The organism is Sporosarcina sp. SAFN-015 (assembly GCF_059415085.1).
Window position 1 is genome coordinate 359,596 of record NZ_JBPFDR010000002.1, and the last position, 26,885, is coordinate 386,480.

Here is a 26,885-nt window from a genome sequence, read left to right on the forward strand (position 1 = left end):
TTTATTCATTCACCAGTCAACGGGACTCTCCATTGCTTCTCAGCAGGGTAATAACTTGTCATTGAAACAAGATACAATGTCAATTCCTCTGGCACTTTTTCCAAACCGTCCAATCGCAAATCGATTGTTGCTATGTGCCGGCCGTTTTTATCCTTTTTATCCAAGATGGAGCTGCTGAAGTTGGCAGGGTAGCTGTTCCCATTGTCATCAACGGCAATATAGCTGCCTAAGTCTGCATCAAGCGAGTCGGCGCTGCCTTCCATTTTGATGACGACAGAACGATCCTTGCCAATCAAAGGTTTTTTCACGCTTTTAATCTCTAATTGAACTCCTTTATAGTCAAAGGCAACTGGATGCTTGTTACTGTCTTTCGGATTAAATGTAAATGAAAGATCTGTAGGTTCCTTTTTATAGACGCCATCTAATACAAATGTCAGCTGTTCTTCATTCTTCGGTACGAATGAATGGATCCAAGCAGTGCCCCTTGATGTACTCAGTTCCTCTCCCAAGCCTTGCAACATGCCTGCCGTGTCTGAATTAGGATTACGTGCTGTTGTATAGATCACTTCTCCTTCTGCATTTTCAATATGATATTCGATTGAAGAGTTATTGCCTAAGATAAGTGAATCCATGCTTCCTTTGCCAAACTGCTCCTCAAACTTGCGCATTGCCTCTTTCGACTTTTTTCTCTCTTCTTCCGTGAAAGCTGTCTCGAAAAACAACTCCATGGAAGAAGGGGCGATTTGCAGTTTCTTCAAACCGACTTCTACACCGTGATGGACAGATCTTGCACTTGTTAAGTCTACCATTTTTGTCAGTTTGCGGTTTTCATGCAAGTCGACAGGGACGTCCAATTGCCAGTTGCCTTTCACTCCATCTAGTTCTGTAAGGTCAAATTGAATTGTCATGTGCTCAATATCGTCTTGATCACGAAGAGAGAACTCGATGAGCCCATAGTCGCTTCCTTGCTGCCAGCCTGTTCCTAATGTGTCTAATACTTCGCCATTTTGATCAACCGCTGTAATTGTGTTTTCATTCAAATACGTATCTTGCGGTTTTCCACCTTTGTTTAACACTTTATACGAAAGAGAGACCCTTGATGAGTCGGCAATAACGTCTTCCACAACAAATGTCAGTCCCTGATCTTCAACTTGCAAATCAACCCGCTGTGTAAGACCAGCATCCGCTGCTATATTCAACCCTTTATCAACTTGGTCGGAAGAAAACAGTCCACCTATAAAATGAGCAAAGGCAGGGTTGACGGTTGCACCGATGCCTACCGCTAAAATAATACCCGCAGCAGTAAGTACTACTCGTTTCCAAACGGCTTTTCGTTGTTTTTTCAATTTCCCGTATGGCTCCAACTGATCCAATACAAGATCAGTGAAATTCTCAGGCAAGGTAGGTGTTTGCAACGTTTCTTCAATGAAGCGCAGTTCCTCTCGAAATGCATTCACAACATTTCCGCAGGACTTGCATGACTGTACATGCGCTTCAATTTCTGCCATCTCCTGTTTAGGTAGCAACTGATCTACAAATTGCGATAGCTTATCCGCCATTGGACATTTCATGAAAATAGCCTCCTTCACGTTTCACTGTTTCTCTCATCTTTTTCTTAGCCCGATGCAGTTTATTGCGAACTGTCGATGTAGGCACTTCCATCACTTCACCGATTTCTTCGTAACTGATTTCATTCACATAACGGAGAAGAATGATGAGGCGTTCGTCTTCGGGCAAAGTAGCAATCAGCCGCTCCAATTGGCGGCTTTTCTCTTTCTTCAGAAAAACCAATTCAGGATGATTCGGTTCGACTACTCTTTCTTCGTCTATTACGATTTGGGTCATCGAATAACGTTTCTTCCGAAATTCATCCATGCAATGATTGATAGCCACCCGGTAGATCCAGCCGGAAAATGAACCGCTGGCGTCATATTTATCAAGGTTACGGTACACTTTGATGAACGCATCTTGAACAAAATCTTGTGCGTCTTGCGGATTTTTCGTCATACGTAAAATGGTCGCATACAGTTGATTTTTATATTTGTTAATAATATGTGCATAGGCTTGTTTGTCGCCCGCTAACACTTGCTGTACCCAAAGCTGTTCCTGTTCCATGGTGACCTCCTAACTGAAACGGACATGCGCATGTCTTTTGGTGTTTCATATAGTATAACGGGTTTACTTACGAGAAAATTTCATGTTAGGTACTTTTATTGAAATGAAAGTTGAAGAAGTATGAAGAAACGGTGGTAAAGTGATGAGAAGCGGTGGTAAAGTATCGAGCATCGATGGTAAATGGTTGTGCATCGGTGGTAAACTGTCAAGCCATGGAAGTAAGGCTTTAAGGTTTGCAAAGATAGAGCGAAAGTCGATAATGTTTTAAGTGCATTATGATAGAATGAGGGCAATTCATTCGAAAAGGGCAAGCCCATGTTGTTCAAAGTATTTTTCAAAAGAGAGAGGAAGCGTAAAGATGGATGGACGTAATCGAAGTGATGTGAAGCCGGGATTGAAAGTCGCTGTTATTCTAAAAAAGGACCAGCGTACCGGTGTAAAGACGGAAGGCATCGTCAAGGATTTATTGACGAACTCGAGCTTCCACCCACATGGTATTAAAGTACGGCTGGAAGACGGGCAAGTCGGAAGAGTAAGCGATATCCTAGAGTAATCTTGCTTAGGGCAATCGCGTTTAGAACGATCCGCCGCGCGCCCAAAGTCAAGAGTACCGCGTCCAAAGCGGGCTGCCGGGCGTTCAAAGTCCAGGGTGCCGCGTCCAAAGCGAGTCGTCGCGCGTCCAAAGTCAAAGGTTCCGCGTCCAAAGTCAAGGTTACCGCGTCCAAAGCGAATCGTCGCGCGTCCAAAGTCAAGGGTTCCACGTCCAAAGCGAGTCGTCGCGCGTCTAAAGTCAAAGGTTCCGCGTCCAAAGCGGGCTGCCGGGCGTCCAAAGTCGAAGGTTACGCGTCCAAAGCGATCCGCCGCGCACCAATAGAAAAATCCAACACATACCAAAAACCGGCGAAAGGACATCATTGTCCTTCGCCGGTTTTCCTATTCTACTCTTTCGCCTTATTCGGCGGAATAATCAAGTTCAACAGCACAGTCGCCATCGCGCCGACTGTAATGCCTGAGGACAAAATATAGTTCGCCCAATCTGGTACAGTTGCGAGTACTTCTTTCGGCAAGACGGTCACTGCGATTGTTAATAAAATTGGAATGCCGATCACCATCATATTGCGGTCGTCGATAATAATTGGCTGAATAACTTTCATGCCGTTCGTAACGATTGCTACGCAGACGATACCAAAAATGCCGTTAATGACAGGTTCTGGTATGCAAGTGATTGCTGTTGATAGTTTTGGGATGAGTCCAAGGCAGACTAAAATGCCGCCGCTTACCATAATGACCGTACGGCTTGCTACACCTGTAATGGCAAGCAGCCCTGCATTTGAGGAATAGCCCGTCATCGGCGTGCTGCCGACGAGTGCACCTGCGAAACAACCTAACCCTTCACCGACGGAAGCGCGGTTCAGACGTTTTTCATCCAACTCTTCTCCCGTGACGGAGGAAACGACAAACCATGTTCCTGTCGTTTCAATTAAGATGATCAAATAGACGAAAATCATGGAAATGATAGCGCCTACGTCAAATATCGGTTTTCCGAAAGGGAGCAGTGATGGCAATGAAAACCATGCCGCTTCCTTCACCGGACTGAAGTCGACTGTACCAAAGAAGCTTGCTGTTATAATTCCGCCTAAAATGGCAAGCAACACCGAAACGAGGCGGAAGAATGTGCCTAATCCTCCTAATCGGCGTCCGAGCAACATGCAAATGATGACGATTGCTGCGGATACTGAGGCAATGATAATGTTGTCACCAATATTTCCTTCCGCAATAAAGATATTATTCAAGCCGACAGGCATAAGTGCGATGCCAACAATAATAATAACTGTTCCGCCGACTAAAGGAGGAATTACTTTTCTCACTGCCTTAGCAAACCATTTTAGCGGATAGCCGATTAAAGCGATCAAAATTGCCCCGGGTATCAAGCTCCCTGCAATGGCTCCAAGCCCCAGCTTCCCGCCGATTGCCGCGATAGCACCAATCGGCACATAAGAAGGTCCTTGAACGACAGGCATTTTAATGCCAGCCCCTGTTTGGATCAACGTCGCGATTCCTGTCGCTAAAAAGCACATCTGAATGAAAAATGCTGTATTTTCGATAGTTAATGATAGCAGCCCTGCAATAATGATAGGAGCAATGTATAAATCCATTGCAAGCACATGCTGTAATCCTAGGATTAATGCTTTTGGTGCACGCACTTTATCATTTACTCCAATTATAATTCCGTTCCTATCATTCTTTTCCACAATTCATTTCCCCACTTTCGTGTGTTGGATTGGTTTAGTTGAATTATAGTTGAAAAAATGACTTTTGTATATAAAAAACCGAACTATTTTAGTTGGTTATTATTATACGTTCGTATTTTATGTTGACGTACCTATATTTTATTGAGTAAAATGAACATACGATAACAAGTCGGGAGGAAGTTGAAATGGTAGAAGATCAAGTATTGCTGGAAGATTGGATTGTCGCTTGTCGTTCGACGGATGTAAAAGAAAAGCCGATCCAAGTCATTTTAATGGGGGAGAGGCTCGCCATTTTCCGAAACAGCAAAGGTGTCCATGCGTTCAAAGATTTATGTATCCATCGAGGGGCGGCTTTATCGCTTGGCGAAGTGAAGAATGATTGTCTCGTCTGCCCGTATCACGCTTGGGAGTATGATGATTCAGGCGCTTGTGTACACATTCCACAATTGCCTGAAGGAAGAGCGATCCCGAAAAAAGCGAAAGCATCGTCGTATAGCTGCATCGAGAAGTATGGCCTCATTTGGGTGAACTTCGCGGGGAATGAACCGGAGATTTTCGACTACAAACCAATGGCAGATAATAGTTACCATAACGTCATTTGGGGACCGCAAGAAGTTGTTGCGAAACCGCCGCGAATTATTGAAAACTTCCTCGATGTCGGCCATCTTGCTGTTGTGCATGTCGGCGCATTGGGAACGGAAACGCATCGTGAAGTAATGGATTACAAAGTGAATAGAGAAGGGGATCGTATCTTTTCGGATGAAATTGCAATTTTCCAACCAGACCCAGATGGTTCGGGTATTCCGAAATACGTTTATTACACATATGAAATCCATCGTCCATTCACGGTCAGCTTCACGAAAAGGGACAAAGAAAACGATACATTGATGACGATATTATTGACTGTTCGCCCGATTGATGAAGAACGCTCAGTGGCATATGGCATCTTGTCTTTCAATTATGAAACAGGTCTTTCAGATGAAGCGATCATTACATTCCAAGATGAGATTTTTGCGCAAGACAAGCCGATCGTGGAAAATCAAAAGCCAGAAGAACTACCTCTTGACTTGCAAGTTGAACTATCGTTAGTATGCGATCGGATGAGCATCGCTTATAGACAGTATTTGAAGGAACTTGGCGTAGAATTAGGAACTGCATAATAATAAGGTGCTGGACAGATTGTTTCTGTTCAGCACCTTTTTTCATTAGTCTGTCGAACAAAGTGAACGTAGACCATCCATTTCCAAATGCTGTATACTTTTGCTAAATGACTAAGCGCTAAAGCAAAGGGGATGAGTGCATATGTCTCTCATTTTAGAAGCTGTTCAAGTTAGTAAGGAAATAGAAGGAAGACCCATCCTGCAAAATATCTCGTTTGGATGCTCCGCTGATACGAGGTTATTAATTCGCGGAAAAAACGGGTCGGGAAAAAGCACTTTGCTTAAAATGCTGGCCGGGATTACTGAACCTTCCAGCGGAAAAATAATAGGAAGTGCTCAAAAAATCGGGTATGTGCCTGAGCATTTTCCGGAGAGCCTGCGATTCAGAGTGAAAGAGTATTTGTTGTTGACTTCATCTTTTCAAGGTGGCTCGAAAGTTTCTATTGAACAAGAACTATTGAAGTTGGCTGGGTTGTTCAGTCTAGAACCGTTTCTCCATACTTCACTTAAAGCGTGTTCAAAAGGAACAAGGCAAAAGGTAGGCATTATTCAGGCTCTCATTACGAAACCAGATCTTCTATTATTGGATGAACCTCTTACAGGGTTGGACGCAGAATCACAGCAGGTCCTCATACAATTGCTGAAAGAAGAACAAATCCCAATCATTTTCACTTCTCATGAGGATACACTCGTTACTAATTTAGCAAAGGAAGTTTTACAGATTGAAACCGGGCAAATCACGCTTCAAATCGGGAAAACAGTACCGAAAAAGAGGATTAGCGTTAATTGCCGTATGAGGGAAGATTTGAATGACCTTCCTGTCAGTCAATTGCACTTCGATGGAAAGATTGCAGTCTTCACAGTCGAAGGGGATGCAAGTGATCACGTACTGCGAGAACTGTTGCGGAAAAATTGTTCCATTTTAGATGTGAGGGAGTTGACGTAATGGTTTCGGGGTTCATTCGCTATCAATTCAGCAGTTATATTCGATCGTTGACATTCATACCTCCGCTCACAATATTCATCGGCTGGATCATTCTTTTCTATACATATAGTGGTGTTCCGATCATGAGCAGCTATGCAGTCACGTGCATCTCGCTATACTTAGTCATGACATGGGTGGCAATGAATGTCTTTGCTTTGGAAGGGGAAAGTGAAAAGAATTTACTTTTTGTGCAACTGCCTAGCAAAAAAGATTATTTATGGGGGAAATGGGTTGTTTGCTTTCTTATTGCGTCTATTTTAGAATTCATAGCGATTGTTTATCCGTTGCTAATAAACAGTTTTAAAGAGACACCTCAGCTTGTTCACATAAGCCTAGCGATTTATGGACACCTTTTTTTTGCGGCTTTCGGTATTATAGTCGGTTCGTTTTTTTCCAATAGTAAAGTGGAATCCAAGAGATTCGCCTGGCTATCGGTGATGCTAGTTATCGCTATTTCGATTGCCCAAGAAGGCATTATCGAGAAAGCGAATATCTTTAAATGGTTGCTGCTACCTTTTCCGCCCGTGTCGCAAATTCTTCGTCATTTCACAGACGAAGCGTTATCGATCGGTAAAAACTTTTGGATGGATGCCGCTTGGGTTGTCTTCTATTCCTTCATTTATCTTCTACTAATAACCCGGCTGTTCTATCGGAAAGAGCGATAAGACAAAATGCAGATGCTGGACGGAATCATACCGTTCAGTATCTTTTTTTAATTCAAAATAATGTATACTAGATGAAAGAGAGATTACGAGGGGGATGGCATGAAAACTCTTTGGGGCATTCTGTCTGTATTGTTCATCTGGGCGCTTGTATTTCCGTTCGCGGCTTTCGGGGCGTTCCTGTTATATGCTTCCAATAAGGCGTTTTTGCTGCCAATGGTTGCTGCGCTTTATCTGGCTTTTGGGGCGATGCTCGTCATGGCACGGTTCGAACTGTACAAGTTTAAAAAGCAGTTCTGGCTCGGTTCGGCCGCACTTGTTGTGATATCGCTCGTATTTGCCATTCCAAGCGTCTATGAAAAAACACGGCCGGTCATCACGGATGGGCAAGTGGATCTGGCTTCCTACCAGCCGCACCAAAAGGGAACAAAGGCAGTAAAATTAGAGAACCCTGCCTCCTTACAGCTTGAGGATAATTTGCCGGTCATCGATGGGGCGACGGCATTGTATCCGATTTACGCTGCTTTCGCACAAGCCGTTTATCCCGAAAAGGAGTATCCGCCGTTCGAAGGCGAGGTCATGTCCAACCGGACGGGGCAGGCGTATACGAATTTGATTAACGGCACGGCCGATATCATTTTTGTATTGGGACCGTCGAAGCTTCAGCTGAACCAGGCGGAAAGTGCGGGCAAGGAACTGAAGCTGACGCCCATCGGAAAAGAGGCGTTTGTCTTTTTCGTCAATGAGAAAAATCGTGTAAAAAGCTTGACGGAGGATGAAATCAAGGAGATTTATTCCGGAAAAATCACCAATTGGGCTGAAGTCGGCGGGCGGAACGATGATATCCGAGCCTTCCAACGTCCAGAAAACAGCGGGAGCCAGACGGCCCTGCAGGACTTCATGGGTCTGACGCCTATCATGAAACCGCCGACAGAAGACGTCATGTCACTCATGGGAACGATCGTCGGCGAAGTGTCCGACTATAAAAATCACCGGAATGCGATCGGCTATACATTCCGATACTATTCGGAGCAGATGGTGAAAAACAATAAAATCCGTCTTCTTCAAGTAAACGGTGTTGAACCGACAGTGGATACGATTCGATCTGGAGAATATCCGATTACGAACGAATTTTACGCCGTGACGGCAGGAAGCGACAATCCACATGTCGAAGCTTTCATCGAATGGATTTTGTCAGATGAAGGACAGGAAATCATAGAGAAGACCGGCTATGTTCCAGTCGGTGAGTGAGTAGATTAATAGGAAGGAGTGCTTGAACTTGATCGTCGCACTTTGGCAAGCATCATTGGTCATTTCGTTTCTTTCATTCTTTTTCGGTTTATTCACCAAGTCGAAAACGTCATTGCTCATCAGCTTTTTAACTTCTTTGCCAATCGCCTATTACTTCTTAGGCGCTAATAATGCATTTAAATTAATGGCGCTGTTTTCGGTATTTCCCTTAGTGATCATGTATTTGTTTTATCGGCATGAAAGAAGGAGAGTAGGCACATGACTCTTCCAAAAAATTTAGGTATCGAGCATCCAATCATCCAAGCACCGATGGCGGGGATTACGACACCGGAATTTGTCGCGGCATGTGCGGAAGCAGGGGTTTTGGGATCCATCGGGGCAGGTTATTTATCAGCAGAAGCTACAAGGGATAGTATCCGCGAAGTGAAGAGGCTTACGAATAAGCCGTTTGCCGTTAATCTATTTGTTCCGGAACAGACCGAAATGGATCAAGAGCAGCTGCGCCAGGCATATTTAGCATTGCACCCGATCGGCAAAAAAATCGGCTTGCCGTTTTGGAAGGCTCCCTTGTCCGAATCGTCATTTGACGCACAAATTGCCGTTATCATCGACGAAGGCGTTAATATTTGCTCCTTTACATTTGGCTTGCCGGACGAAACAGTTATCCGGGACTTGAAGGAGCATGGAGTCTATTTAATCGGCACTGCGACAAACGTTGAAGAAGCGATTCTCGCCGAAAAAGTCGGGATGGATGCAGTCGTTGTGCAAGGCAAGGAGGCGGGCGGGCATCGTGGTTCTTTCCTAAGTGAAGAACTTATAACGCTCGATGAACTGCTGCCTTCCAGTATAGAAGCTGTCCGTATTCCGATTATTGCAGCTGGTGGAATTGCGAACAGGGAACAGCTTGAACTGCAGCTTTCCCGCGGAGCACAAGCCGTCCAGATCGGCACCGCCTTGCTTGCGGCAGATGAAAGCGGGGCGCATCCGCTCCACAAAGAAGCGGTCCTCGCAGCGACTGGGAATTCCACTGTGCTGACGAAGGCTTTCTCCGGAAAACCGGCAAGGGGAATCCGCAATCAGTTCATCGACATGATGGAAGGTGTGCCGATTGCGCCGTATCCGTATCAGAATGATTTGACGAAAAAGATCAGGGCTGAAGCCGCTTCGAAAGGAAATTTGGAGTTCATGTCGCTGTGGGCTGGAGAACGTGTAGGAGAGACAGCCGGGGGAACAGTTGAGGAGATTGTCGGGAGATTTGTAGGGAAGGCGGACGGGTAATGAAAGGCATACTACTTTCTCTATGTGTTGCGCTGTTGCTCGTCGGCTGTTCAAAAGAGAATGTCGAGTCGGATGACGATTACGCATGTACAGACCACTACGGGTCGGTGCATGCTTTTTTTATGGCAAGTTGTTCATTCTTAAATTTTCTTCCATATGAAAAGTTGACAGAATAGAATGATTTGACGTCCTCTTTGCAGTATAATCAGTTACAAACATCACAAGTTGCTGGGGGAATGGATATGTTGGATCTTCTTGTGATCATGCTGGAGCGGGTTGGGACGATTGTGGCGGTGGCGTTCATCTTGACGCGGTTCCGCTTCTTTAAAAATATGGTCCATCAGGATTCGCTTGACCGAAAGCAGGAAATCACGGCCATCCTGTTTTTCGGCTTCTTCGGCATCATCGGGACTTATTTTGGCGTAGCATTCAATACGCAGACGCTACATTTCAATAGTGTGTCGATTGAGTTGACGACGGATGAGGCAATTGCAAATTCGCGTGTCATCGGCATCGTCGTGGCGGGCCTTTTGGGCGGATACCGGCTCGGTGTGGGGGCTGGGTTGATTGCCGGACTCCATCGGATGTCGCTTGGCGGGTTCACCGCTATTTCGTGTGGAATTTCAACAATCATTTCAGGCATATTGGCGAGCGCGTTTTACAAGCGGGGTAACACATCAAGCCACTTGCCGCGTTCGGCATAGGTGCGCTTGCGGAGACGATGCAAATGGGACTCATTTTAGTCCTTTCTGAGCCGTTCGAAAAGGCTCTCTCCTTAGTCCAGACGATTGGAATGCCGATGATCCTCGCGAACGGCATCGGAACAGCGCTTTTCCTGCTCATCGTCTATAACGTCATTAGCGACCAGGAAAAGGCGACGGCCATCCAGGCGCAGAAATCATTGCGGATCGCCGACCAGACAATCGGTTATTTGCGAAAAGGCATGAATACGGAAACGGCCCTCGCTGTGTGTAACATACTGTTCCGTGAGTTGAAGCCGAGCGCCGTTGCCATGACGAATAAAACAGAAATCCTCGCCCATGTGGGACTGGCCGATGACCACCACCAGGCATTCAGTCCGCTTCAGACGCATATTACGAAAGAAGTGCTTCAAAACGGGGAGCTCGTTCTTGCGAATGAGGAAACGATCCATTGCGTCCGCAATGATTGTCCGTTAGGTGCAGCTGTCATAGCTCCGCTGAAATTGAGAGATGAGACAATCGGTACATTGAAGCTTTATTACCCTTCCGAAAAAGCGATCACGAATGTCACGGTTGAATTGATTGCAGGACTTAGCTCCCTTCTGAGCAACCAGCTTGAAATTGCGGAAGCGGATCGTGCATTCCAGCTTGCGAAAGATGCGGAAATCAAAGCCTTGCAAGCGCAGATCAGTCCGCATTTCTTGTTTAACTCGATGAACATCATTGTTTCCTTGATCCGGACAAATCCGGATGAGGCGAGGAGGCTGCTCACATCCCTTTCCTATTTCCTCCGTCAGAACCTTGAAGGGACAACGGTAGATAAAATTACGTTAGAACAAGAGCTTTCTCATGTGAAAGCTTACTTGAAGATCGAAGAGGCCCGCTTCATCGACAAACTGAAGGTTTGCATAGATGTGGATCCATCCATCCTTCACATTACGATTCCGCCCCTCACGCTCCAGCCTCTCGTGGAAAATGCTATTAAGCACGGCATTAAAGACATGCAGAAGAACAGCGTTGTGCAAGTGAGAATACAGGATGAAGGGGACGCGATCAGCATCCTTGTCCAAGACAATGGCACTGGGATTTCAAAGGAAAAACTTCCCCTTCTTTGTGCCAATCAAATCGAATCCGAAACAGGTACAGGAATGGGGCTGTACAACGTGAACCGGCGACTTATGATGACGTTCGGAAAACAGGCGGCACTGCATATTGAAAGCGAAGACGACAACGGCACGGAAATTTCATTCCTAATTCCGAAATTGGAGGTGGCTACATGAATCAGATGATACGCGCGGTCGTCGTGGATGACGAGCGCTATGCAAGGGAAGAGCTGATTTTTTTAATTGAACAGCAGCCTTTTTTCCAAGTCGTTGGGGAGGCGGATTCTGGGGAGGCAGCCATCATGAAGGCAATTCAGCTGCAGCCTGATGTCCTTTTTTTGGACGTTGAGATGCCGAAGATGTCCGGGATGGAAGCCGCGAAAGCGCTGATGGAATTAAAGAAGGTGCCCCTTATCGTTTTCGCGACCGCTTATCCTCAATTTGCAGCTGAAGCGTTCCGAATTAATGCTGTCGACTATTTATTGAAACCGTATGATGATATGCAAGTGAAGCAGGCGGTCATCCGAATTCAGGAGAAATTGATGCCAAAACTGGGCTCGGAAAAAGGGGGACATTTAGGTAAGCTTGCCATCGAGATGGATGGGGAGATTGACTATATTCCCATTCATGAAATCCTATATATGTTCCGCGATGAAAAAGTGACGAAAATCATCACAGCAAGGAAGGAATACGAATTGCGAATGTCTTTGAAGGAACTGGAAAGCAGGCTTGCGCCGTACTCGTTTTTCCGCATCCATAAAGGCTATCTCGTCAACCTTCTGCATGTAAGCCGCCTGACGCCTTGGTTTAACGGTGCGTATCAGCTGGAAATGGAAGGGCGCAGCGAGAAGTTATCCGTAAGCCGGAATTATGTCCGGGATTTGCGGCAACGATTGGAGCTTTATTAAATTTGCATTTCATAACGCCTCTTCTGCATGTCACTCTATGATTTGAGCATCTTGCGATAGAAGAGCCCCTTTTCGGAACATTTACTATAAACTGAATGAAACCGCTATCATTTGGGAAGGGGAAAAAGAGATGGTTACATTTTTATTTGGTATTGTTTTATTAATTGTCGGTTACTTCACGTATGGCAAGTTCATCGAGAAGATGTTCGGAGTGAAGGACGACCGCGCGACGCCTGCATATACGAGCGGGGATGGAGTGGACTATGTGCCAATGAGCACAAAGAAGAACTCGCTCATCCAGCTCTTGAATATTGCAGGGGTCGGCCCGATTTTTGGACCGATCATGGGAGCGCTATATGGTCCGGTCGCGTTTATCTGGATTGTTTTCGGTGCGATTTTCGCCGGTGCAGTGCATGACTATTTGACAGGGATGATTTCCATCCGTAATCGAGGTGCGCATTTGCCGGAGCTAGCGGGCAAGTTTTTAGGGAAATTTATGAAACATATCGTAAATGCATTTGCACTTCTTTTATTGGTACTCGTCGGAACAGTTTTCGTTTCTGCGCCGGCAGGATTGCTGTACAACTTGATGAACGGCTGGATGGCAATGGGGATTATCGTAGCGTTGATTTTCCTTTATTACATTTTGGCAACGCTGCTGCCTGTCGATAAAATCATCGGCCGCTTCTATCCGATTTTCGGTGCGCTTCTTATTATCAGTGCAGTCGGAGTGGGCGGAATGATGGTCATTAAAGGGGTGCCCATTCCGGAATTGACGTTTGAGAACATGCATCCTGGTAATTTGGCGATCTTCCCGCTTCTGTTCTTGACGATTTCTTGCGGGGCATTGTCCGGTTTCCATGCGACACAGTCGCCCATCATCTCACGCACGACGCAAAAAGAAGGACAAGGCCGCAAAATTTTCTACGGCATGATGATTGCTGAAGCGATTATCGCAATGATCTGGGCGGCGGCAGGCATGTCCTTGTTCAACGGCTACGGCGGCTTGAATGAAATGCTTGCAGCGGGCGGTCCGGCATTGATCGTCAGCGAAGCGTCTACGCTTATGCTTGGCGCAGTCGGCGGAACGCTTGCCGTCCTTGGGGTTATCGTTCTTCCCATTACATCTGGCGACACGGCTTTCCGCAGCGCCCGGATGATCATTGCCGACTATTTCAAAATTTCACAGGTGAAAATGTCAAGCCGTCTATGGATTGCGGTTCCTATGTTCGCAATTTCCATCGGATTGACGCAAGTGGATTTTGATATTCTATGGCGCTATTTCTCATGGGCAAACCAATCGACGGCGGTCATTGCCTTGTTCGTCGGGGCGATGTACTTATTCATTGCCAGGAAGAACTACTGGGTGGCGCTCATTCCAGGGACATTCATGCTCATGGCAACGACAACATATATATTGAATGCGAAAATCGGTTTCCGTCTGCCTATGGATGTGTCGTATATCGGAGCATCGGTCATTTCAATCTTCCTCGTCACGCTATTTTTCTTTGCTGCAGTTCGTGCACGGGCATCGCAAGTTCCTTTGGAAGAAGACATTTCTCATTGGAAAGGCGCAGCAACAAACTAATACTATTGAAGAGACGGCTTCGGCCGCCTCTTTTATTATTTACATATACCAAAGCAAGTCGTACTCCATCTTTTTCCCTTGTTCGCTGTCTTTGTCAATGACTTTCCAAATGCCATTCTCCTTTAGAACTTTGTAATAGAAATTAGTTCCATCAGCTTTTTTGAATAGGATGAAGCCGTCATTGCCTTTAACGAAAGTTACCGGGTTGATCACATTTTTATAAGGCGGTTGGATTTCTGTGCTTAAGATATTAATGACAATTTCCTCTGCGATATGTGCGAGTGAATTGAAATCATTTTGTTTTTCGGCCTTATACCGTAACTGGTTGTAGTCGTATCGTTCATAAGGCAATAAATTCAAGTGGAACGACTGTTTAATATCGATGAGAACTTCTTTATAAAACTTCTGGATTTTCTTTTCTTCATCATCGCCTTCATGAGCAAAATCGAGCAATTTAATACCTTTCGGACTTATCCCGAATTGCAATGTCTCCTTACCGTAAGGCGGATTTTCCGCTGTCTCGAAAGTGTTTACTTGCACTTCCACTGTGAAAGAAAATCCTCCTTTTTCCTCCCTCTGGATGCTTACTATTTTCGCATCATACAATCCATACGATTTGTCGTAGCCGTAATATTCAATGACTCCTTCCGAAATATATGGCTGGAGTGTTGTTAACAGTGCATCTTGGATGGATTGTTGGTCATTGGTTGCCTGTTCTGCTTGGGACAATATAGGATGAATGAACATCGAAGTCATGAGGATTGGAATTATGAAATGCAATAGTTTCAATAGGGAAACCTCCTAACCGGGTTTTATGCTTATGTTTTCCTATGTGAATGAAACGATACGTTATACAAAAAAATCGCCTTGCATGAAGTCGGTTGAGCTATAATAAATTCAATTGAAAAACTGGTATTGGAGGATGCTATGCGAAAATATTATGGTGAAATCGGATTGCTGCTAACAGCGATCATTTGGGGAAGTGGATTTGTTGGAAGTGCGGTTGCATTGGATTCCTATACGCCTTATCAAATTTTGGCAGGAAGATTTCTAATTGGAGCCGTGTTACTATGTGCGGTTTTTTATAAAAAATTGAAGTTTATTTCAAAAAGCGCATTGATCAAAGGGGCTATTCTAGGTGTCTTCCTTTACATAGCATTTGCGTTGCAGACAGTCGGCCTTCAATTTACGACGCCATCGAAAAATGCATTTTTGACAGCGGTGAACGTCGTTATTGTACCATTTATCGGGTTGGTGATTTATCGAAGGAAACTGGATATGTTTGAAGTGTTTGGTGCATTTTTAGCGATGTTTGGCGTGGCGGTTTTGTCACTTCAATGGTCAGCAGGCATCAATATCGGGGATTTCCTGTCATTCTGCTGTGCGATTGGCTTTGCGTTCCATATTTTCTATACGGCTCAATTCGTAAAACAGGAAGATCCGATTGCCTTGACGATCGTACAGATGGCAACAGCAACTGTCATTAGCTTCATCGTCGTCTTAATGAAAGGCGAGATGGCGTTCAGCATGCAGCTTGAAGGATTGACGTCTTTGCTCTATTTAGGCATTTTCTCGACAACAATCGCTTTTTTATTGCAAACCATCTCGCAGAAATTCATTACAGAAACGAAGGCAGCAATCATCCTTTCGACGGAATCATTATGGGGGATGGTCTTCTCCGTCATTCTATTGAGTGAAGTTCTTACGCTTAAGATGGGAATCGGTGCGGTTTTGATACTTGCTGCTATCATCTTATCGGAAACGAAATTGAGTTTTTTGAAAGGCAGTAATCCAGCTAGATTGGGATAGAACAATTAATAAGGGGTGAATGTATGTATAGTGCTGAAGAGAGAAATGATTTTTTCATTAAAACGGTTGAGAGATTAGAGTCTTCTAATTTAGTTGAAGGAATTGTTCAATTAGGTTCCGGAGTGATTGGATATAAGGATGAATACTCAGATATTGATTTGATGGTTGCGACTTCTCTAGATGTTGAGAGCACAAAAAGACTTGTGTATCAGACACTTGGTGATTTCAATCCTATCTATATAAAAGAAAAGCAGTTTAGCAAGGATATCTATCTGTTGATCGCATTTCTGGGGAATTCACTGGAGTTTAATGTGTCCATTCTTCCTAGGGAATTATTGAATGTGAAATCACCTTTGTGGAAAGTGATTGTCGATAATACCGGATATATTTCCGAAAAGATGAATGCTGAAAATGAAGTATTTCAAAATAAGCCTGTCCAATACGAGGTAAATTTTGATATCGCTTTTGAGTTCGTTTATTGTGCATTGAGTGTGGACAAAGAGATGAAGAGAAATAATTTCATCTATGCGTTGAAGATGCTTGATAGTATGAGAGAGTACACGCTAATTGTACAAGCAATGAACGAGCAAAAGAAGCTTCACCAATTTAAAGCGTATGAAACATTAAACCCTTCCTTTATTAATGCTTATCTATCGACATATCCGGCTGAGCTAACTATGGAAAGCTTGGAGGCTTCATCAAAACAATTAAAAGAACTATTCGCCAATGTTGTTGAGCAGAGTTCTACTATTACGATGGATAAGGAATTACGAAATCTCCTCAAATTTTAATGAAAAATCCTTGACCTGTCCCTTGGAGGCAAGTTTAAGATGGAAATAGCAAAAGCGGAAGGTGGCGTATAGCTGTGACAGGCATAAGACAGATCTGCGAAACGGCGAACTTTGCCGTGCAGCGGAGCTGGCTTATGACCCGAGCAGCTGCCGCCTGGAGCTAGATGAGACAAGGGGGAGGGGAACTATGCTATCAATCGGGAAGACAGCCTATCTTGTCGGGCTCACGACGAAGGCGATTAAACATTACGAGGAAATCGGACTTGTCCAGCCTGCTTATGTGAGTCCGGAGACGGGATACCGGTTTTATTCGCAAAAAGAACAGCAACAGCTCGTGCGAATCAAGACATTGAGGAATTTCGGCGTCTCCCTTTCTGATATTTTGCGGGAAGGAGATGACCAAATGGATCGGTTGTTGATGAATCGAAAAAAAGAAATTGAGCAGGAAATTAATGAGCTGCAAGGGAAGATGGAAGGAATCGATCAATTACTAACAAAAGGGGAGAAGGAAATGGAAACACGCATCGTGGAAAGCGAAGGGTTTACAGTAAAAGGGTATGAGATGCAAGGTCCAGTATCGGACATTCCAGCAGAATGGGATCGGTTAATCAAGGAAATTAACGAGAAAAGTGTCGTCGTAGAAGAATCATTTGGTGTTTGCTTAAGTATGGAGAATGATATCATCCATTATATTGCAGGGCTGAAATCAGAGTTGGCGGAAGGGTTCCCGGACACGAAAGAAGTTGTCATTCCGGCTGGCAAGTTCGTCGTTGCAAAGGTGGAAGGCGGCATTCCAGGCATCCCAGCTGCATATGACTACATCATTCAAATGGAAGGCATTCAATTGCGGGATTGCTACGATTTCGAGCGATACGTCCATCCGGAGGGGGCGGCGGAAGACGTTATCGAGATTTGGATGCCAATTGAATAAGTAAGTCCAAAAGGGGATGGAATCAGTGGAGACACGTATTGAACATGTAGAACATTTCACAGTGAAAGGCTATGAAATGAATGGCTCGGTTTCGGAGATTCCGAAGCTATGGGATAAATTGAATGGAATTATAAAAGAAAACGGCGCAAAGCCTGAAGATTCTTTTGGGGTTACGCTAGGCATGGAGAATGGCAATTTTCATTACTTGGCGGGTATTGATGCGCAATTAGCGGAGGGTTTCACAGATGCGAAGGAATTGACAATTCCGGAAGGTAAATTTATCGTCGCGAAAGTTGAAGGAGGAGTCGAAGCAATTCCAGCAGCATTTGATGCGTTGCTCCGAAATCCGGGTGTGAAGCTTAGACACAGCTATGGGTTTGAAAGATACATTCATCCGATTGGTTCCGACGGGTATGAGACGGAAGTTTGGGTGGCGATAGAATAATGAGAGATCTGGCTTTCGCCGGGTCTTTTTTATTTATTCCCCATTTGTGAATCCAAATGGTTTTCGTAACGTAGATGAGAGTAAAGCAAGGGGGTGGCATCATGAAAGAAATTTATCGAAAGACGTCGATTTTTGGATTCATTGGCGGTACAGGGATGATCCTATTTTGTATTCTCTATTATTTCATTTGGTATGAGGGCTTTGCCGTAAATGGTGATGTTTTATTTGAAATAGGAATTGGCGGATTGGCTGCGCTTGGTGCGGGATTTTATTTCAAACATGCATCTGAAAAGATGGTTGACCCTGAAGTGGTCGAAAGTAAATGGGATATGGAAAGTGTCGGGGAATTAATTCTGAAAAGAGTGCCGTCGTTGCTGCCGAAAACGTACAACGTCGATCATAACGGACAACCTTTATTTCAAATCCAACCTACAAAAGGAAGATTTCTTAATAATCTTCTCTTTTTCTCATCTTTTGAAAAAGGAATGGTGTTTCCTGTCGAATACGACATATTATCAATGGACGGGTTTCCAATTGCCACATTTCACATCAGGAACAATGTGAAACAGTTTACGTTAACGTTGAAGCAACCGGATGGCACGGTCATCGGATATTACATACAAAAGCTGTCAAAATCAGCAATGAAAAATCGCGGGACACTTTATCACGCAGATGGCTCAGTCTGGAGACTGCTTGAGGCTAAAACCATGGCAGGGGATATCGATGTAGTAGATGAGGAAGGCAGGAGAACTGCGTCTTATCGCTATGGGTTGTTTCCTTATGCTGCGAACCCTGCATTTCAAAGCACCGCCCATCATGAATATGTGAGGTTTGGCGAGCATGTTTCGGTAGAGGAAAAGCTAGCTTATGTAATGATTTTCTTCTTTTGGTTGGATACGTGATGTGACCATATAAAAAAACCACCAGATAGGTGGCGATTAAATTTGTATGAGCAACAAAATGATTGAAGATAAACAGAGACAAGCGCTTGCCAAATATAAAAAGACAAGTACCTGCTTTGGCTTTAGGCCCGCGCGCAACAGCCGATAGTGAATCTGACTGGCATCTGCCTGAAAGATAGATTTGCCTTGCATATAACGTTTGGCTATGACAAAGAGATTATCAAAGATCGGCACTCCCAAAGCCAAGATGGGAATAAACAATGAGAGAACGGTCGCTTGTTTAAACGCTCCATCCAAGGCGATCACCGCAAGCATAAAACCGAGGAAACTTGCACCCGCGTCTCCCATGAAAATCTTTGCAGGCGGTTTATTAAAGCGTAAATAGGCGACGGAAATCCCTACTAAAACAATGGCCATCATGGCTGAATTCGGTTGTCCTTTCGCAACGGCGACAATAAAAAGCGTGACGGCAGATATCGCGACAAGCCCTCCCGCAAGCCCATCCATGCCGTCCGAGAAATTAATTACCGTTGTCACCCCGAATATCCATAAGATCGTCAGTATAAACTGCAGAATAAATGGAAGGGTGACATATTCACCTGATAGCGGATTTACAAAACCGTTGAACGTAATACCTGAAAAGAAGACTAAAATCGCCGCAGAAACCTGCACAATGAATTTCGGCAACGCCGGAAAATCTTTCCCTTTCGTCTTAAACCAATCATCAATCGTCCCAATCGTTAACAGTAATACGCCGCCTCCGAAAAGTGCACCGGTCTCCCAAGTGAACTCTCTCGTAAAAAGAAGATAGACGGAAAAAAAGCCGATAAAAAGCGCATAACTCGCCGTCAGCGGAATTGGTTTACGGTGTAATTTACGTTCAACGTTCACCTGCGGCTTGTCCACAAAATCAAGATGGAATGCGAGCTTTCGCAGCGGGGGAATTAGAGCATATACAATAAGAAATGACGCAAAAAAAGCTGATATGTAAAAGATTTTTCTCACCACCATTTTATTAATTTTCTATTAATAGCAACTATAATAGCAGACGAATTTCTCTGTAATTGGTTCCCCATTTTCCTTTGAAAATTCTTTGCTGATTTGTGTTGACTCTTACGTTACGTCATACTTTATAGTCAATAGTGAAGGGAGACGGGGAACTATGAAAGTGAAGGAAGTGGCGGATTTGACCGGTGTGAGTGTGCGCACGCTCCATCATTACGATGATATCGGTTTACTCGTTCCGGACGAAGTGACGGAGGCAGGCTATCGGGTTTATTCCGATGAAAACTTGACGACCCTCCAGCAAATTCTATTCTTTCGTGAAGTCGGCTTCCCTTTGAAGAAAATCAAGGAGCTGCTCGATAGTCCATCATTTAACCGATTGGAGGCGTTCGAGCTGCAGCGCGACATGCTGCTGTCAAAGCGCCGTCAGTTGGATGTAATGATTAAGACGATTGAAAAAACGCTCCAATCCGAGAGAGGAGAAATGACAATGACGAACGAAGAGAAATTCAAAGGATTCGACTTCAGTTCGAATCCATATGAACAGGAAGCAAGAGAACGGTGGGGAGATGAAGCGGTCGACAAGGCGAACAAAAATGTTGCCCAGTTCGGCGAGAAAGAACAGCAGGAGATGAATCGGATTTATTCCAATCTAGCGGCACTTCGCGGCACTGATCCCGCTTCATCGGAAGCACAAGCAGCAATCGCTGATTGGTATGCGTTTTTGAATAAAATCGCTCATTACTCGCCGGAAGCATTTGCTGGTTTAGGTGAAATGTACGTCGCGGACGAACGATTCACGAAAAATATTGATCAATTCGGCGAAGGATTGGCTGTATTCATGCGGGATGCGATGAAGGCATATGCGGATAAAAACTGATTGTATTTTTGACACCCGAATTTTCCGGGTGTCTTTTTAATGGAAAAAACTATCTAGACGTTCTAATCGTGTTGGCGTATTGTTATATAAATAAGAAAACGGGAGGAATTGCAAATGAACGTTGCTGAATTTTGCGAGCGGTATGCGGTAGAGCGAAAAGGAACTAATTCATTGAAATGGGATGCATTAGACGTGCGATTCGGTGATCCGGATTTGATTGCCGCTTGGGTTGCTGATATGGAATTCAAAGCACCGGAAGCTGTTCTGGATGCATTGCACGAGCGAATCGAACATGGTGTATTCGGTTATTCTTACGTACCGGATTCTTTCTATGAGGCATTCATCGATTGGGAGAAACGCCATCACGGTTATGAAGTGAAAAAAGAGTGGATGCGATTTTCTACAGGAGTTGTTACTGCGCTTTATTGGTTCGTCAATGCTTTCACGAAACTAGACGAGTCTGTTCTATTATTGACGCCTGTCTATTACCCATTCCATAATGCCGTTAAGGACACTGGTCGGAAATTGGTAACATGCGGACTTGTGAATGAAAATGGAAAGTACCATATTGACTTTGACGCATTCGAGAAAAGCATCGTTGACAACGACGTAAAGCTATTCATCCAATGCTCCCCGCATAATCCGGTCGGCAGAGTATGGACTGAAGAGGAATTGACGACAATCCTATCGATTTGCAAGAAGCATGGCGTCCTCGTCGTTTCGGATGAAATTCATCAAGACCTCGTCATGGAAGGTCATAAGCATATCCCTTCGGCAATTATTAATGATGGAGAGTTTGCAGATCGACTCATTACGGTAACTGCTCCATCCAAAACATTTAATTTAGCAGGACTCTTAACTTCTCATATTATTATCGAGAATGAACAGCTTCGAGCTGAATTTGATGCCTATGTGAAGACAGTGAACCAAACAGAAGTGAACATCTTGGGACTTACTGCGGCGGAAGCAGCTTATCGGCGCGGACAAGAATGGTTGGATGGCCTGTTGGCAGTCATTCGGTATAACTATGAGCATGTGAAACAGCACATACAGGAAAAAGCACCTGAAATCATCATCTCCCCATTGGAAGGTACATATTTAATTTGGCTTGATATGAGGAATGTCATCGAGGAGGGCCAAACGAAAGAGTTCATTCAAGACCGTTGTCGAATTGCTGTCGATTTTGGGGAGTGGTTTGGTTCGGAAGGGAAAGGATTTATTCGCTTAAACATGGCCACAGAGCCAAGATTTGTTGAACTTGCCGTCGGAAATATTTTGTCGAACCTTGGAAAGTGAAAACTGCTTTTACTTTATTTTCAAGAAAAGCGGGAAAGTCGTCGTGTTTCGTAGTATAATAGGAAAATCATCGATAGATGTGAAATCGTTACTCCCATGACAACCGTTGCCATCGCTTTCCGATAGAATTGAAAAATCTTGGGAAAGTGAAACTCTCCATATAGTTAAAACGTATAATACATATATAGAAAAATACTTGAACTGTCCGCCCCCAATTCATGTCTACAACTTAGGGCTTAGAAGTTTTCAATCTGCAGACGGTTTAGGTTCCTGAAAAAATTGTACATACTTGTAGAGAGAGATGAGTTAGGGGTTGGAATAATGGGGAAAACAATCTATATCGTGCTCACTGACACGGGAACGCTGCTGTCAAAGGCGATTGGCATGTATACAAGAAAGGATTTGAATCATGCCTCTATCGCATTCGACGAGCAATTGACCGAAATTTATAGTTTCGGTCGGAAGCAGCAATACAATCCGTTCCTCGGTGGGTTCGTACGTGAAAATGTTGCGGAGGGCATCTTCCAGGAGGCCGATTGCGCCGTCTACCGTTGTGAAGTGACAACGGAAGCTTATATGCGGATTCGTCAGAAAATCGTTCAATTCGAGTTGAATCAAAGTGACTATAAATATAATTTTATCGGTTTGTTCGGCGTGGCGCTGAATAGAGAGATTCAACGGAAAAGAGCCTTTTTCTGTTCGCAATTCGTCGCAACCATCATGCAGGAGAGCGAAACACACCGACTGCTGACGAGACCTTGCCTGACAATGCCGCATCATCTGGCGTATTTGCCGCATATGGAACTAGTGTATGAAGGCGACTTGAAAACGTATTTAAATAAGGTAAGAGGGCCGCAAATGGAACGTCCGATTCGAATGGGACTTTGGAAAAGTTTGGCGTTCCGCCTACTCGCCTAATGTGGAAGCTTCTCCGTTATGAGAAGCTTTTTTCATATTTACGTGCGATAATGAAAAAAATGATGGAAAAAGGATGACACGATGACGAAAACAATTGATGTACAAGTGAACGCTCAAAGCATAGCAGCCTTTAAAAAGGGCTACCCATTGATTTTAAAAGACGCAGTGATGAATCCGGAAGTGCTGATGGAAGAGGGGACAATCATCCGTTTGGTTGATAGATACCGTAAATTCATCGCAAAAGGTTATTATGGCAATCAAAACAAAGGAATTGGCTGGGTTCTGACAAGGGACGATAATGAAGAAATTGATTTCACATTTTTCGAATCAAAGATCTCTGCGGCCCTTTCACGACGGGAATCATTTTTCGAGGATAGCGAGACAACCGCATTCCGTATCTTCAATGGTGAAGGCGATGGTATAGGCGGGTTGACGATTGATTATTTCGATGGCTATTACATGGTGAGCTGGTATAGCGAAGGGATTTATTCCTTGAAGCATCATGTATACGGTGTGTTGGACAAGCTTGTGGATTACAAAGCGATCTATGAGAAAAAACGATTTGATACAAAAGGTCAATATATTGAACAGGATGATTTCGTAAAGGGAACTCCAGGCGATTTCCCGATTATCGTGAAGGAGAACGGCATGAATTTTGCCGTCGATTTGAATGATGGTGCAATGACGGGGATTTTCCTCGATCAGCGCGATGTGCGTAAAGCGTTGCGCGACAAATATTCCGAAGGTAAGCATGTGTTAAATACTTTCTCGTATACTGGCGCATTTTCGGTTGCGGCGGCTCTTGGCGGAGCGCGCGAAACGACGAGCGTCGATTTGGCGAAGCGCAGTTTGCCGAAGACAATCGAACAGTTTAGCGTAAACGGAATTGACTACGAAGCACAGAACATCAAAGTGATGGATGTGTTCGATTATTTCCGTTATGCGAAACGTCATGAGCTGAAATTCGATGTTGTTGTTTTAGATCCGCCAAGTTTTGCACGCTCCAAGAAATACACATTCAGTACAGCGAAGGATTACCCGGCGCTGTTGCAGGATGCGATTGCTATTACTGAAAAGAACGGCATCATCATTGCATCGACGAATAACGCAAGCTTCAGCATGAAGAAGTTCAAGACGTTCATTGAAAAAGGATTCGCGGATGCTGGTTCGCGCTATAAGATCCTAGAGGAATCTTCATTGCCGAAGGATTTCCGTACAAATCGCGACTTCCCGGAATTCAATTACTTGAAAGTCGTCATTTTGCAGAAGTTGAAATAAAAAATGAGAAGCCATCTCCACTGTGGAGGTGGTTTTTTCGGTTATGGCGCTATTCCTATTGCAAATGCCAATAGAAAGCCGTTCAATAGATAGAAAGAGTAAAAGGGGGAAGAGAGGATGGTCGAGGCGATTCTGCATGGCGTCATTCTTGCGATCGGGCTTATTTTACCGTTAGGCGCACAAAATGTGTTTGTGTTCAACCAAGGGGCATTGCAGCCAAAGCTAGTGAGGGCACTTCCTGTTGTTGTGACCGCTGGGGTTTGTGACACAATATTAATTGTGGCGGCTGTATCGGGAGTTTCATTGCTCATCTTGACGTTCCATTGGTTGGAAATGATCATGTTTGCTGTCGGAATACTATTTTTACTGTACATCGGAATTTCACTTTGGCGAAGCACCCCTTCCTCAGTAGAGGTGGAAGCAGAAAGATTTTCTCCTAAAAAGCAAATCTTATTCGCCGCGTCCGTTTCTTTATTGAACCCCCATGCGATCATCGACACGATTGGCGTCATCGGGTCAAATGCCTTAAGTTATTCAGGAGAGGCTCGTTTTGCATTCACATTGACGACGATCATCATTTCATGGTGCTGGTTTTTCGGGCTTGCACTCGCTGGACGGATGCTCGGCAAGATGGATACGAGCGGGAAATTTATTGGCATGTTGAATAAAATCTCCGCATTCGTCGTCTGGGGAGTTGCGCTCTATATGGCAATCAGGCTACTCGGCAAGTTTCTTTGAAGATCTATTGAATCCGGAAAGTTATCTATCGAATCTGCAGTTTTATCAATCGAATAACGATACTTATCACCAAATCAGGACTTAAGACCCGATAAAATAGGGGGCGTTACTTGATGGTGCCTATGCAAGACACATTTAAGCCAACGAAACTTATTTTCGCTGGCTTTTTCATATTCATTATGCAATTGTAGTTATTAGTCAGAATACTTTAACAGGTATCTTTTATAGCTCTTTTAATTCTTCATTTAATGCAGTTGCCTGCTTTTTGAAGTACAGATAGAAGGCGGTCCAAATGATTGCATAGATGACGATGAAAAGACTGAGTATGCTTAGGAATCCTATCGCTGTAAAAGGTACCCATCCTATTACGAATGCTACGATGAAATACAGAACTGACACACAGATGAAATGGAATATCGTTTGAACGGGCAATGTAAGCTTTTCATTTTCAAAAAATAATGGTGTCACTGTAAAAAACCATCCACAAAAAACTGTTCCGACTGCATTTTTGACAAGAATTGACGAATTCAATGTTTCATTGTTGCCAGCGTAAATGACAAAAAATAAGACGACGAGTGTAAGAAATGACCCAAAAAAGATGCCTAATATGCTTCTGATTGCAAACGTTTTCATCCGTTTTTCCTCCTGTTCATCTTCAAGGCTTCCTTGATGCCGCTTACGTAAGTGCGCGACACGTATTCCTTCGCCCCAGATTTAAAGTGGACGACTAACGTACCATTGAAAGAGGCTTCAAAACGGCTTAGCTCATGGAGGTTGGCGATGACCGATTTTGATAGCCTGATGAATTTTGTGGAAGGCAACATTTCCTCAAGCTCATAAAGCTTCTCTTTTAATGAAAATGTTCCGGCAGCCGTTACTGCCATGACGCCTTCCTTTTCTGTATGAAAGTAATGAATGTCATCAGGCTTCAAAATATGTTGCATCTCGCCATCTCTTCCGACGAGAAACTCCGTTTTCTTCCCCTTTAAAAAATCAAGGATTTCCTTTATCGAATCATCCACTTCATTACAATGGATTGTCACTTTCGTCTCTTCGTAAATTTCATCAATGTCCAGTGAAACTTTCATTTCGCACATCTCCTCCTCGATCCCTATTAATAGGATACCATTTGAAGGAAGATTTTCGCAGACGATTTCCAAAACGCAATACGAATAAAGAGAGAGCTGTGACGATCAATATATAGCCGATGGAAATGAACGTAACCCCGTTCCATTCCAACTGACCGTTCCAAACAGCAATGAATAATTGATTCATATGATAGACTGGGTTGAAATCGGCAATGACCTGCACGAACTTTGGCATCATGGCAATCGGCATCGTGAATCCTCCTGTAAACATGACGACTTGAAAGATGACAATGGAGAAAACGAGCGCGCCATTCATGCTTGTGAAAAGAGAGTAGATCGCTGAAGAAATGACGAGCAATGCCGCATTCAACATGATGAACGTACCGAATGCCAAGATGAAATTCAACGGCTGGAATGAAAGATCATAAGCGATCATGCCGATGAAGAATACAAGGAAATAGCCGAGGCTCGTAATGATGATTGACCTCAATATATTTGAAAGCAGCAATGTCCTCTTCGGAACAGGCGATAAAATAATCCTCTTTTCCACGCCAGTCGTACGGTTCATCACTTGATCAAACCCGAATGCGAAAAAGACGACACCGAATGTGATGAGCAAAATGAAGGAAGGGGTATACGTTTCCGCATAATTAAGATTGCCAGTATACGTGGCGTCTCCGAAAAGCTGCCCCATGAATAAATACGTAACCGGCGGAACGATGATTGTAAATACCATATAAAAAATTTCCCGTGTAAACATGAGCAGATCATACTTCAATTGAGTGAGTAACATTTGAATTC

The 26,885-nt window shown here is 44.1% G+C and carries 30 protein-coding genes; 22 read left to right on the forward strand and 8 right to left on the reverse strand.

Annotated features, from left to right (window positions below; all coding sequences use genetic code 11):
- Positions 1–5: 5 nt before the first annotated feature.
- Both ACR65H_RS04860 and ACR65H_RS04865 read right to left on the reverse strand, forming a co-directional pair.
- Positions 6–1,571 (reverse strand): DUF4179 domain-containing protein, encoded by a 1,566-nt coding sequence (locus ACR65H_RS04860; protein WP_440499035.1) that lies wholly within the window; start codon positions 1,569–1,571, stop codon positions 6–8.
- A complete protein-coding gene (locus tag ACR65H_RS04865; protein WP_440499036.1) occupies positions 1,549–2,115 on the reverse strand; it encodes an RNA polymerase sigma factor in 567 nt (188 codons plus the stop codon). Before ACR65H_RS04865 ends, ACR65H_RS04860 begins: the two co-directional genes overlap by 23 nt.
- Positions 2,116–2,473: 358 nt before the next feature.
- Between ACR65H_RS04865 and ACR65H_RS04870 the strand changes: the two genes are divergently transcribed.
- Positions 2,474–2,668 (forward strand): YwbE family protein, encoded by a 195-nt coding sequence (locus ACR65H_RS04870; protein WP_440499037.1) that lies wholly within the window; start codon positions 2,474–2,476, stop codon positions 2,666–2,668.
- 385 nt (positions 2,669–3,053) lie between these two features.
- Here the strand turns inward: ACR65H_RS04870 and ACR65H_RS04875 are convergent, their stop codons facing one another.
- Complete coding sequence (locus ACR65H_RS04875; protein ID WP_440499211.1) at positions 3,054–4,370, reverse strand: solute carrier family 23 protein; 1,317 nt, start codon at positions 4,368–4,370, stop codon at positions 3,054–3,056.
- 182 nt (positions 4,371–4,552) lie between these two features.
- Here ACR65H_RS04875 and ACR65H_RS04880 point away from each other — a divergent pair, with 182 nt between their 5' ends.
- From ACR65H_RS04880 to ACR65H_RS04930, 11 genes are all read left to right on the forward strand, one after another.
- Positions 4,553–5,527, forward strand: a complete 975-nt coding sequence (locus ACR65H_RS04880; protein WP_440499038.1) for a Rieske 2Fe-2S domain-containing protein — start codon at positions 4,553–4,555, stop codon at positions 5,525–5,527.
- 142 nt (positions 5,528–5,669) lie between these two features.
- A complete protein-coding gene (locus tag ACR65H_RS04885; protein ID WP_440499039.1) occupies positions 5,670–6,473 on the forward strand; it encodes an ATP-binding cassette domain-containing protein in 804 nt (267 codons plus the stop codon).
- The gene (locus tag ACR65H_RS04890) at positions 6,473–7,177 is read left to right on the forward strand and encodes a hypothetical protein (protein WP_440499040.1); all 705 of its coding nucleotides are present in this window, start codon (positions 6,473–6,475) and stop codon (positions 7,175–7,177) included. Before ACR65H_RS04885 ends, ACR65H_RS04890 begins: the two co-directional genes overlap by 1 nt.
- 99 nt (positions 7,178–7,276) lie before the next feature.
- The gene (locus tag ACR65H_RS04895) at positions 7,277–8,425 is read left to right on the forward strand and encodes a PstS family phosphate ABC transporter substrate-binding protein (RefSeq protein WP_440499041.1); all 1,149 of its coding nucleotides are present in this window, start codon (positions 7,277–7,279) and stop codon (positions 8,423–8,425) included.
- Positions 8,426–8,447: 22 nt separating this feature from the next.
- Positions 8,448–8,687 carry a hypothetical protein gene (locus ACR65H_RS04900; protein ID WP_440499042.1) on the forward strand — a complete coding sequence of 80 codons (240 nt, stop codon included), beginning with the start codon at positions 8,448–8,450 and terminating at the stop codon, positions 8,685–8,687.
- A complete protein-coding gene (locus ACR65H_RS04905; RefSeq protein WP_440499043.1) occupies positions 8,684–9,703 on the forward strand; it encodes an NAD(P)H-dependent flavin oxidoreductase in 1,020 nt (339 codons plus the stop codon). Before ACR65H_RS04900 ends, ACR65H_RS04905 begins: the two co-directional genes overlap by 4 nt.
- The gene (locus tag ACR65H_RS04910) at positions 9,703–9,879 is read left to right on the forward strand and encodes a hypothetical protein (RefSeq protein WP_440499044.1); all 177 of its coding nucleotides are present in this window, start codon (positions 9,703–9,705) and stop codon (positions 9,877–9,879) included. The genes ACR65H_RS04905 and ACR65H_RS04910 overlap by 1 nt, the downstream gene beginning before the upstream one ends.
- Before the next feature lie 60 nt (positions 9,880–9,939).
- Complete coding sequence (locus ACR65H_RS04915) at positions 9,940–10,407, forward strand: LytS/YhcK type 5TM receptor domain-containing protein (protein ID WP_440499045.1); 468 nt, start codon at positions 9,940–9,942, stop codon at positions 10,405–10,407.
- Between the two features lie 23 nt (positions 10,408–10,430).
- Positions 10,431–11,684: a sensor histidine kinase gene (locus ACR65H_RS04920; protein WP_440499046.1), complete on the forward strand. Its 1,254-nt coding sequence runs from the start codon at positions 10,431–10,433 to the stop codon at positions 11,682–11,684.
- Positions 11,681–12,415 carry a LytR/AlgR family response regulator transcription factor gene (locus ACR65H_RS04925; RefSeq protein WP_440499047.1) on the forward strand — a complete coding sequence of 245 codons (735 nt, stop codon included), beginning with the start codon at positions 11,681–11,683 and terminating at the stop codon, positions 12,413–12,415. Before ACR65H_RS04920 ends, ACR65H_RS04925 begins: the two co-directional genes overlap by 4 nt.
- Before the next feature lie 130 nt (positions 12,416–12,545).
- A complete protein-coding gene (locus ACR65H_RS04930) occupies positions 12,546–14,003 on the forward strand; it encodes a carbon starvation CstA family protein (RefSeq protein ID WP_440499048.1) in 1,458 nt (485 codons plus the stop codon).
- A 39-nt stretch (positions 14,004–14,042) separates the two neighbouring features.
- On the opposite strand, the gene ACR65H_RS04935 is transcribed toward ACR65H_RS04930, so the two are convergent.
- Positions 14,043–14,792: a DUF3888 domain-containing protein gene (locus ACR65H_RS04935; protein WP_440499049.1), complete on the reverse strand. Its 750-nt coding sequence runs from the start codon at positions 14,790–14,792 to the stop codon at positions 14,043–14,045.
- A gap of 138 nt (positions 14,793–14,930) precedes the next feature.
- On the opposite strand from ACR65H_RS04935, the gene ACR65H_RS04940 reads away from it, so the two are divergent.
- The 5 genes from ACR65H_RS04940 (at position 14,931) to ACR65H_RS04960 (ending at position 18,881) form a co-directional block, all read left to right on the forward strand.
- Positions 14,931–15,812, forward strand: a complete 882-nt coding sequence (locus tag ACR65H_RS04940) for a DMT family transporter (RefSeq protein WP_440499050.1) — start codon at positions 14,931–14,933, stop codon at positions 15,810–15,812.
- A gap of 23 nt (positions 15,813–15,835) precedes the next feature.
- Complete coding sequence (locus ACR65H_RS04945; RefSeq protein ID WP_440499051.1) at positions 15,836–16,603, forward strand: aminoglycoside 6-adenylyltransferase; 768 nt, start codon at positions 15,836–15,838, stop codon at positions 16,601–16,603.
- A gap of 187 nt (positions 16,604–16,790) precedes the next feature.
- Positions 16,791–17,534 (forward strand): GyrI-like domain-containing protein, encoded by a 744-nt coding sequence (locus ACR65H_RS04950; protein ID WP_440499052.1) that lies wholly within the window; start codon positions 16,791–16,793, stop codon positions 17,532–17,534.
- Between the two features lie 25 nt (positions 17,535–17,559).
- Entirely contained in the window at positions 17,560–17,979 is a 420-nt protein-coding gene (locus tag ACR65H_RS04955; RefSeq protein ID WP_440499053.1) for a GyrI-like domain-containing protein, read from the forward strand.
- Between the two features lie 101 nt (positions 17,980–18,080).
- The gene (locus ACR65H_RS04960) at positions 18,081–18,881 is read left to right on the forward strand and encodes a hypothetical protein (RefSeq protein WP_440499054.1); all 801 of its coding nucleotides are present in this window, start codon (positions 18,081–18,083) and stop codon (positions 18,879–18,881) included.
- A 36-nt stretch (positions 18,882–18,917) separates the two neighbouring features.
- Here the strand turns inward: ACR65H_RS04960 and ACR65H_RS04965 are convergent, their stop codons facing one another.
- Entirely contained in the window at positions 18,918–19,892 is a 975-nt protein-coding gene (locus ACR65H_RS04965) for an MraY family glycosyltransferase (RefSeq protein WP_440499055.1), read from the reverse strand.
- Between the two features lie 151 nt (positions 19,893–20,043).
- Here ACR65H_RS04965 and ACR65H_RS04970 point away from each other — a divergent pair, with 151 nt between their 5' ends.
- From ACR65H_RS04970 to ACR65H_RS04990, 5 genes are all read left to right on the forward strand, one after another.
- A complete protein-coding gene (locus ACR65H_RS04970; protein ID WP_440499056.1) occupies positions 20,044–20,766 on the forward strand; it encodes a MerR family transcriptional regulator in 723 nt (240 codons plus the stop codon).
- 114 nt (positions 20,767–20,880) lie between these two features.
- Positions 20,881–22,062, forward strand: a complete 1,182-nt coding sequence (locus ACR65H_RS04975) for a MalY/PatB family protein (protein WP_440499057.1) — start codon at positions 20,881–20,883, stop codon at positions 22,060–22,062.
- A 321-nt stretch (positions 22,063–22,383) separates the two neighbouring features.
- The gene (locus tag ACR65H_RS04980; RefSeq protein WP_440499058.1) at positions 22,384–22,980 is read left to right on the forward strand and encodes a hypothetical protein; all 597 of its coding nucleotides are present in this window, start codon (positions 22,384–22,386) and stop codon (positions 22,978–22,980) included.
- Positions 22,981–23,061: 81 nt separating this feature from the next.
- A complete protein-coding gene (locus tag ACR65H_RS04985) occupies positions 23,062–24,258 on the forward strand; it encodes a class I SAM-dependent rRNA methyltransferase (RefSeq protein ID WP_440499059.1) in 1,197 nt (398 codons plus the stop codon).
- A gap of 117 nt (positions 24,259–24,375) precedes the next feature.
- Complete coding sequence (locus ACR65H_RS04990) at positions 24,376–24,996, forward strand: LysE/ArgO family amino acid transporter (protein ID WP_440499060.1); 621 nt, start codon at positions 24,376–24,378, stop codon at positions 24,994–24,996.
- A gap of 222 nt (positions 24,997–25,218) precedes the next feature.
- Here the strand turns inward: ACR65H_RS04990 and ACR65H_RS04995 are convergent, their stop codons facing one another.
- Genes ACR65H_RS04995 through ACR65H_RS05005 form a run of 3 tightly spaced genes read right to left on the reverse strand, consistent with a single transcriptional unit; the run spans position 25,219 to position 26,877 of the window.
- A complete protein-coding gene (locus ACR65H_RS04995; RefSeq protein WP_440499061.1) occupies positions 25,219–25,629 on the reverse strand; it encodes a DUF3021 domain-containing protein in 411 nt (136 codons plus the stop codon).
- On the reverse strand, positions 25,626–26,084 hold the full coding sequence (locus ACR65H_RS05000) for a LytTR family DNA-binding domain-containing protein (protein WP_440499062.1): 459 nt from the start codon (positions 26,082–26,084) through the stop codon (positions 25,626–25,628). The genes ACR65H_RS04995 and ACR65H_RS05000 overlap by 4 nt, the downstream gene beginning before the upstream one ends.
- A complete protein-coding gene (locus ACR65H_RS05005; RefSeq protein ID WP_440499063.1) occupies positions 26,062–26,877 on the reverse strand; it encodes an ABC transporter permease in 816 nt (271 codons plus the stop codon). Before ACR65H_RS05005 ends, ACR65H_RS05000 begins: the two co-directional genes overlap by 23 nt.
- Between the last annotated feature and the right edge of the window lie 8 nt (positions 26,878–26,885).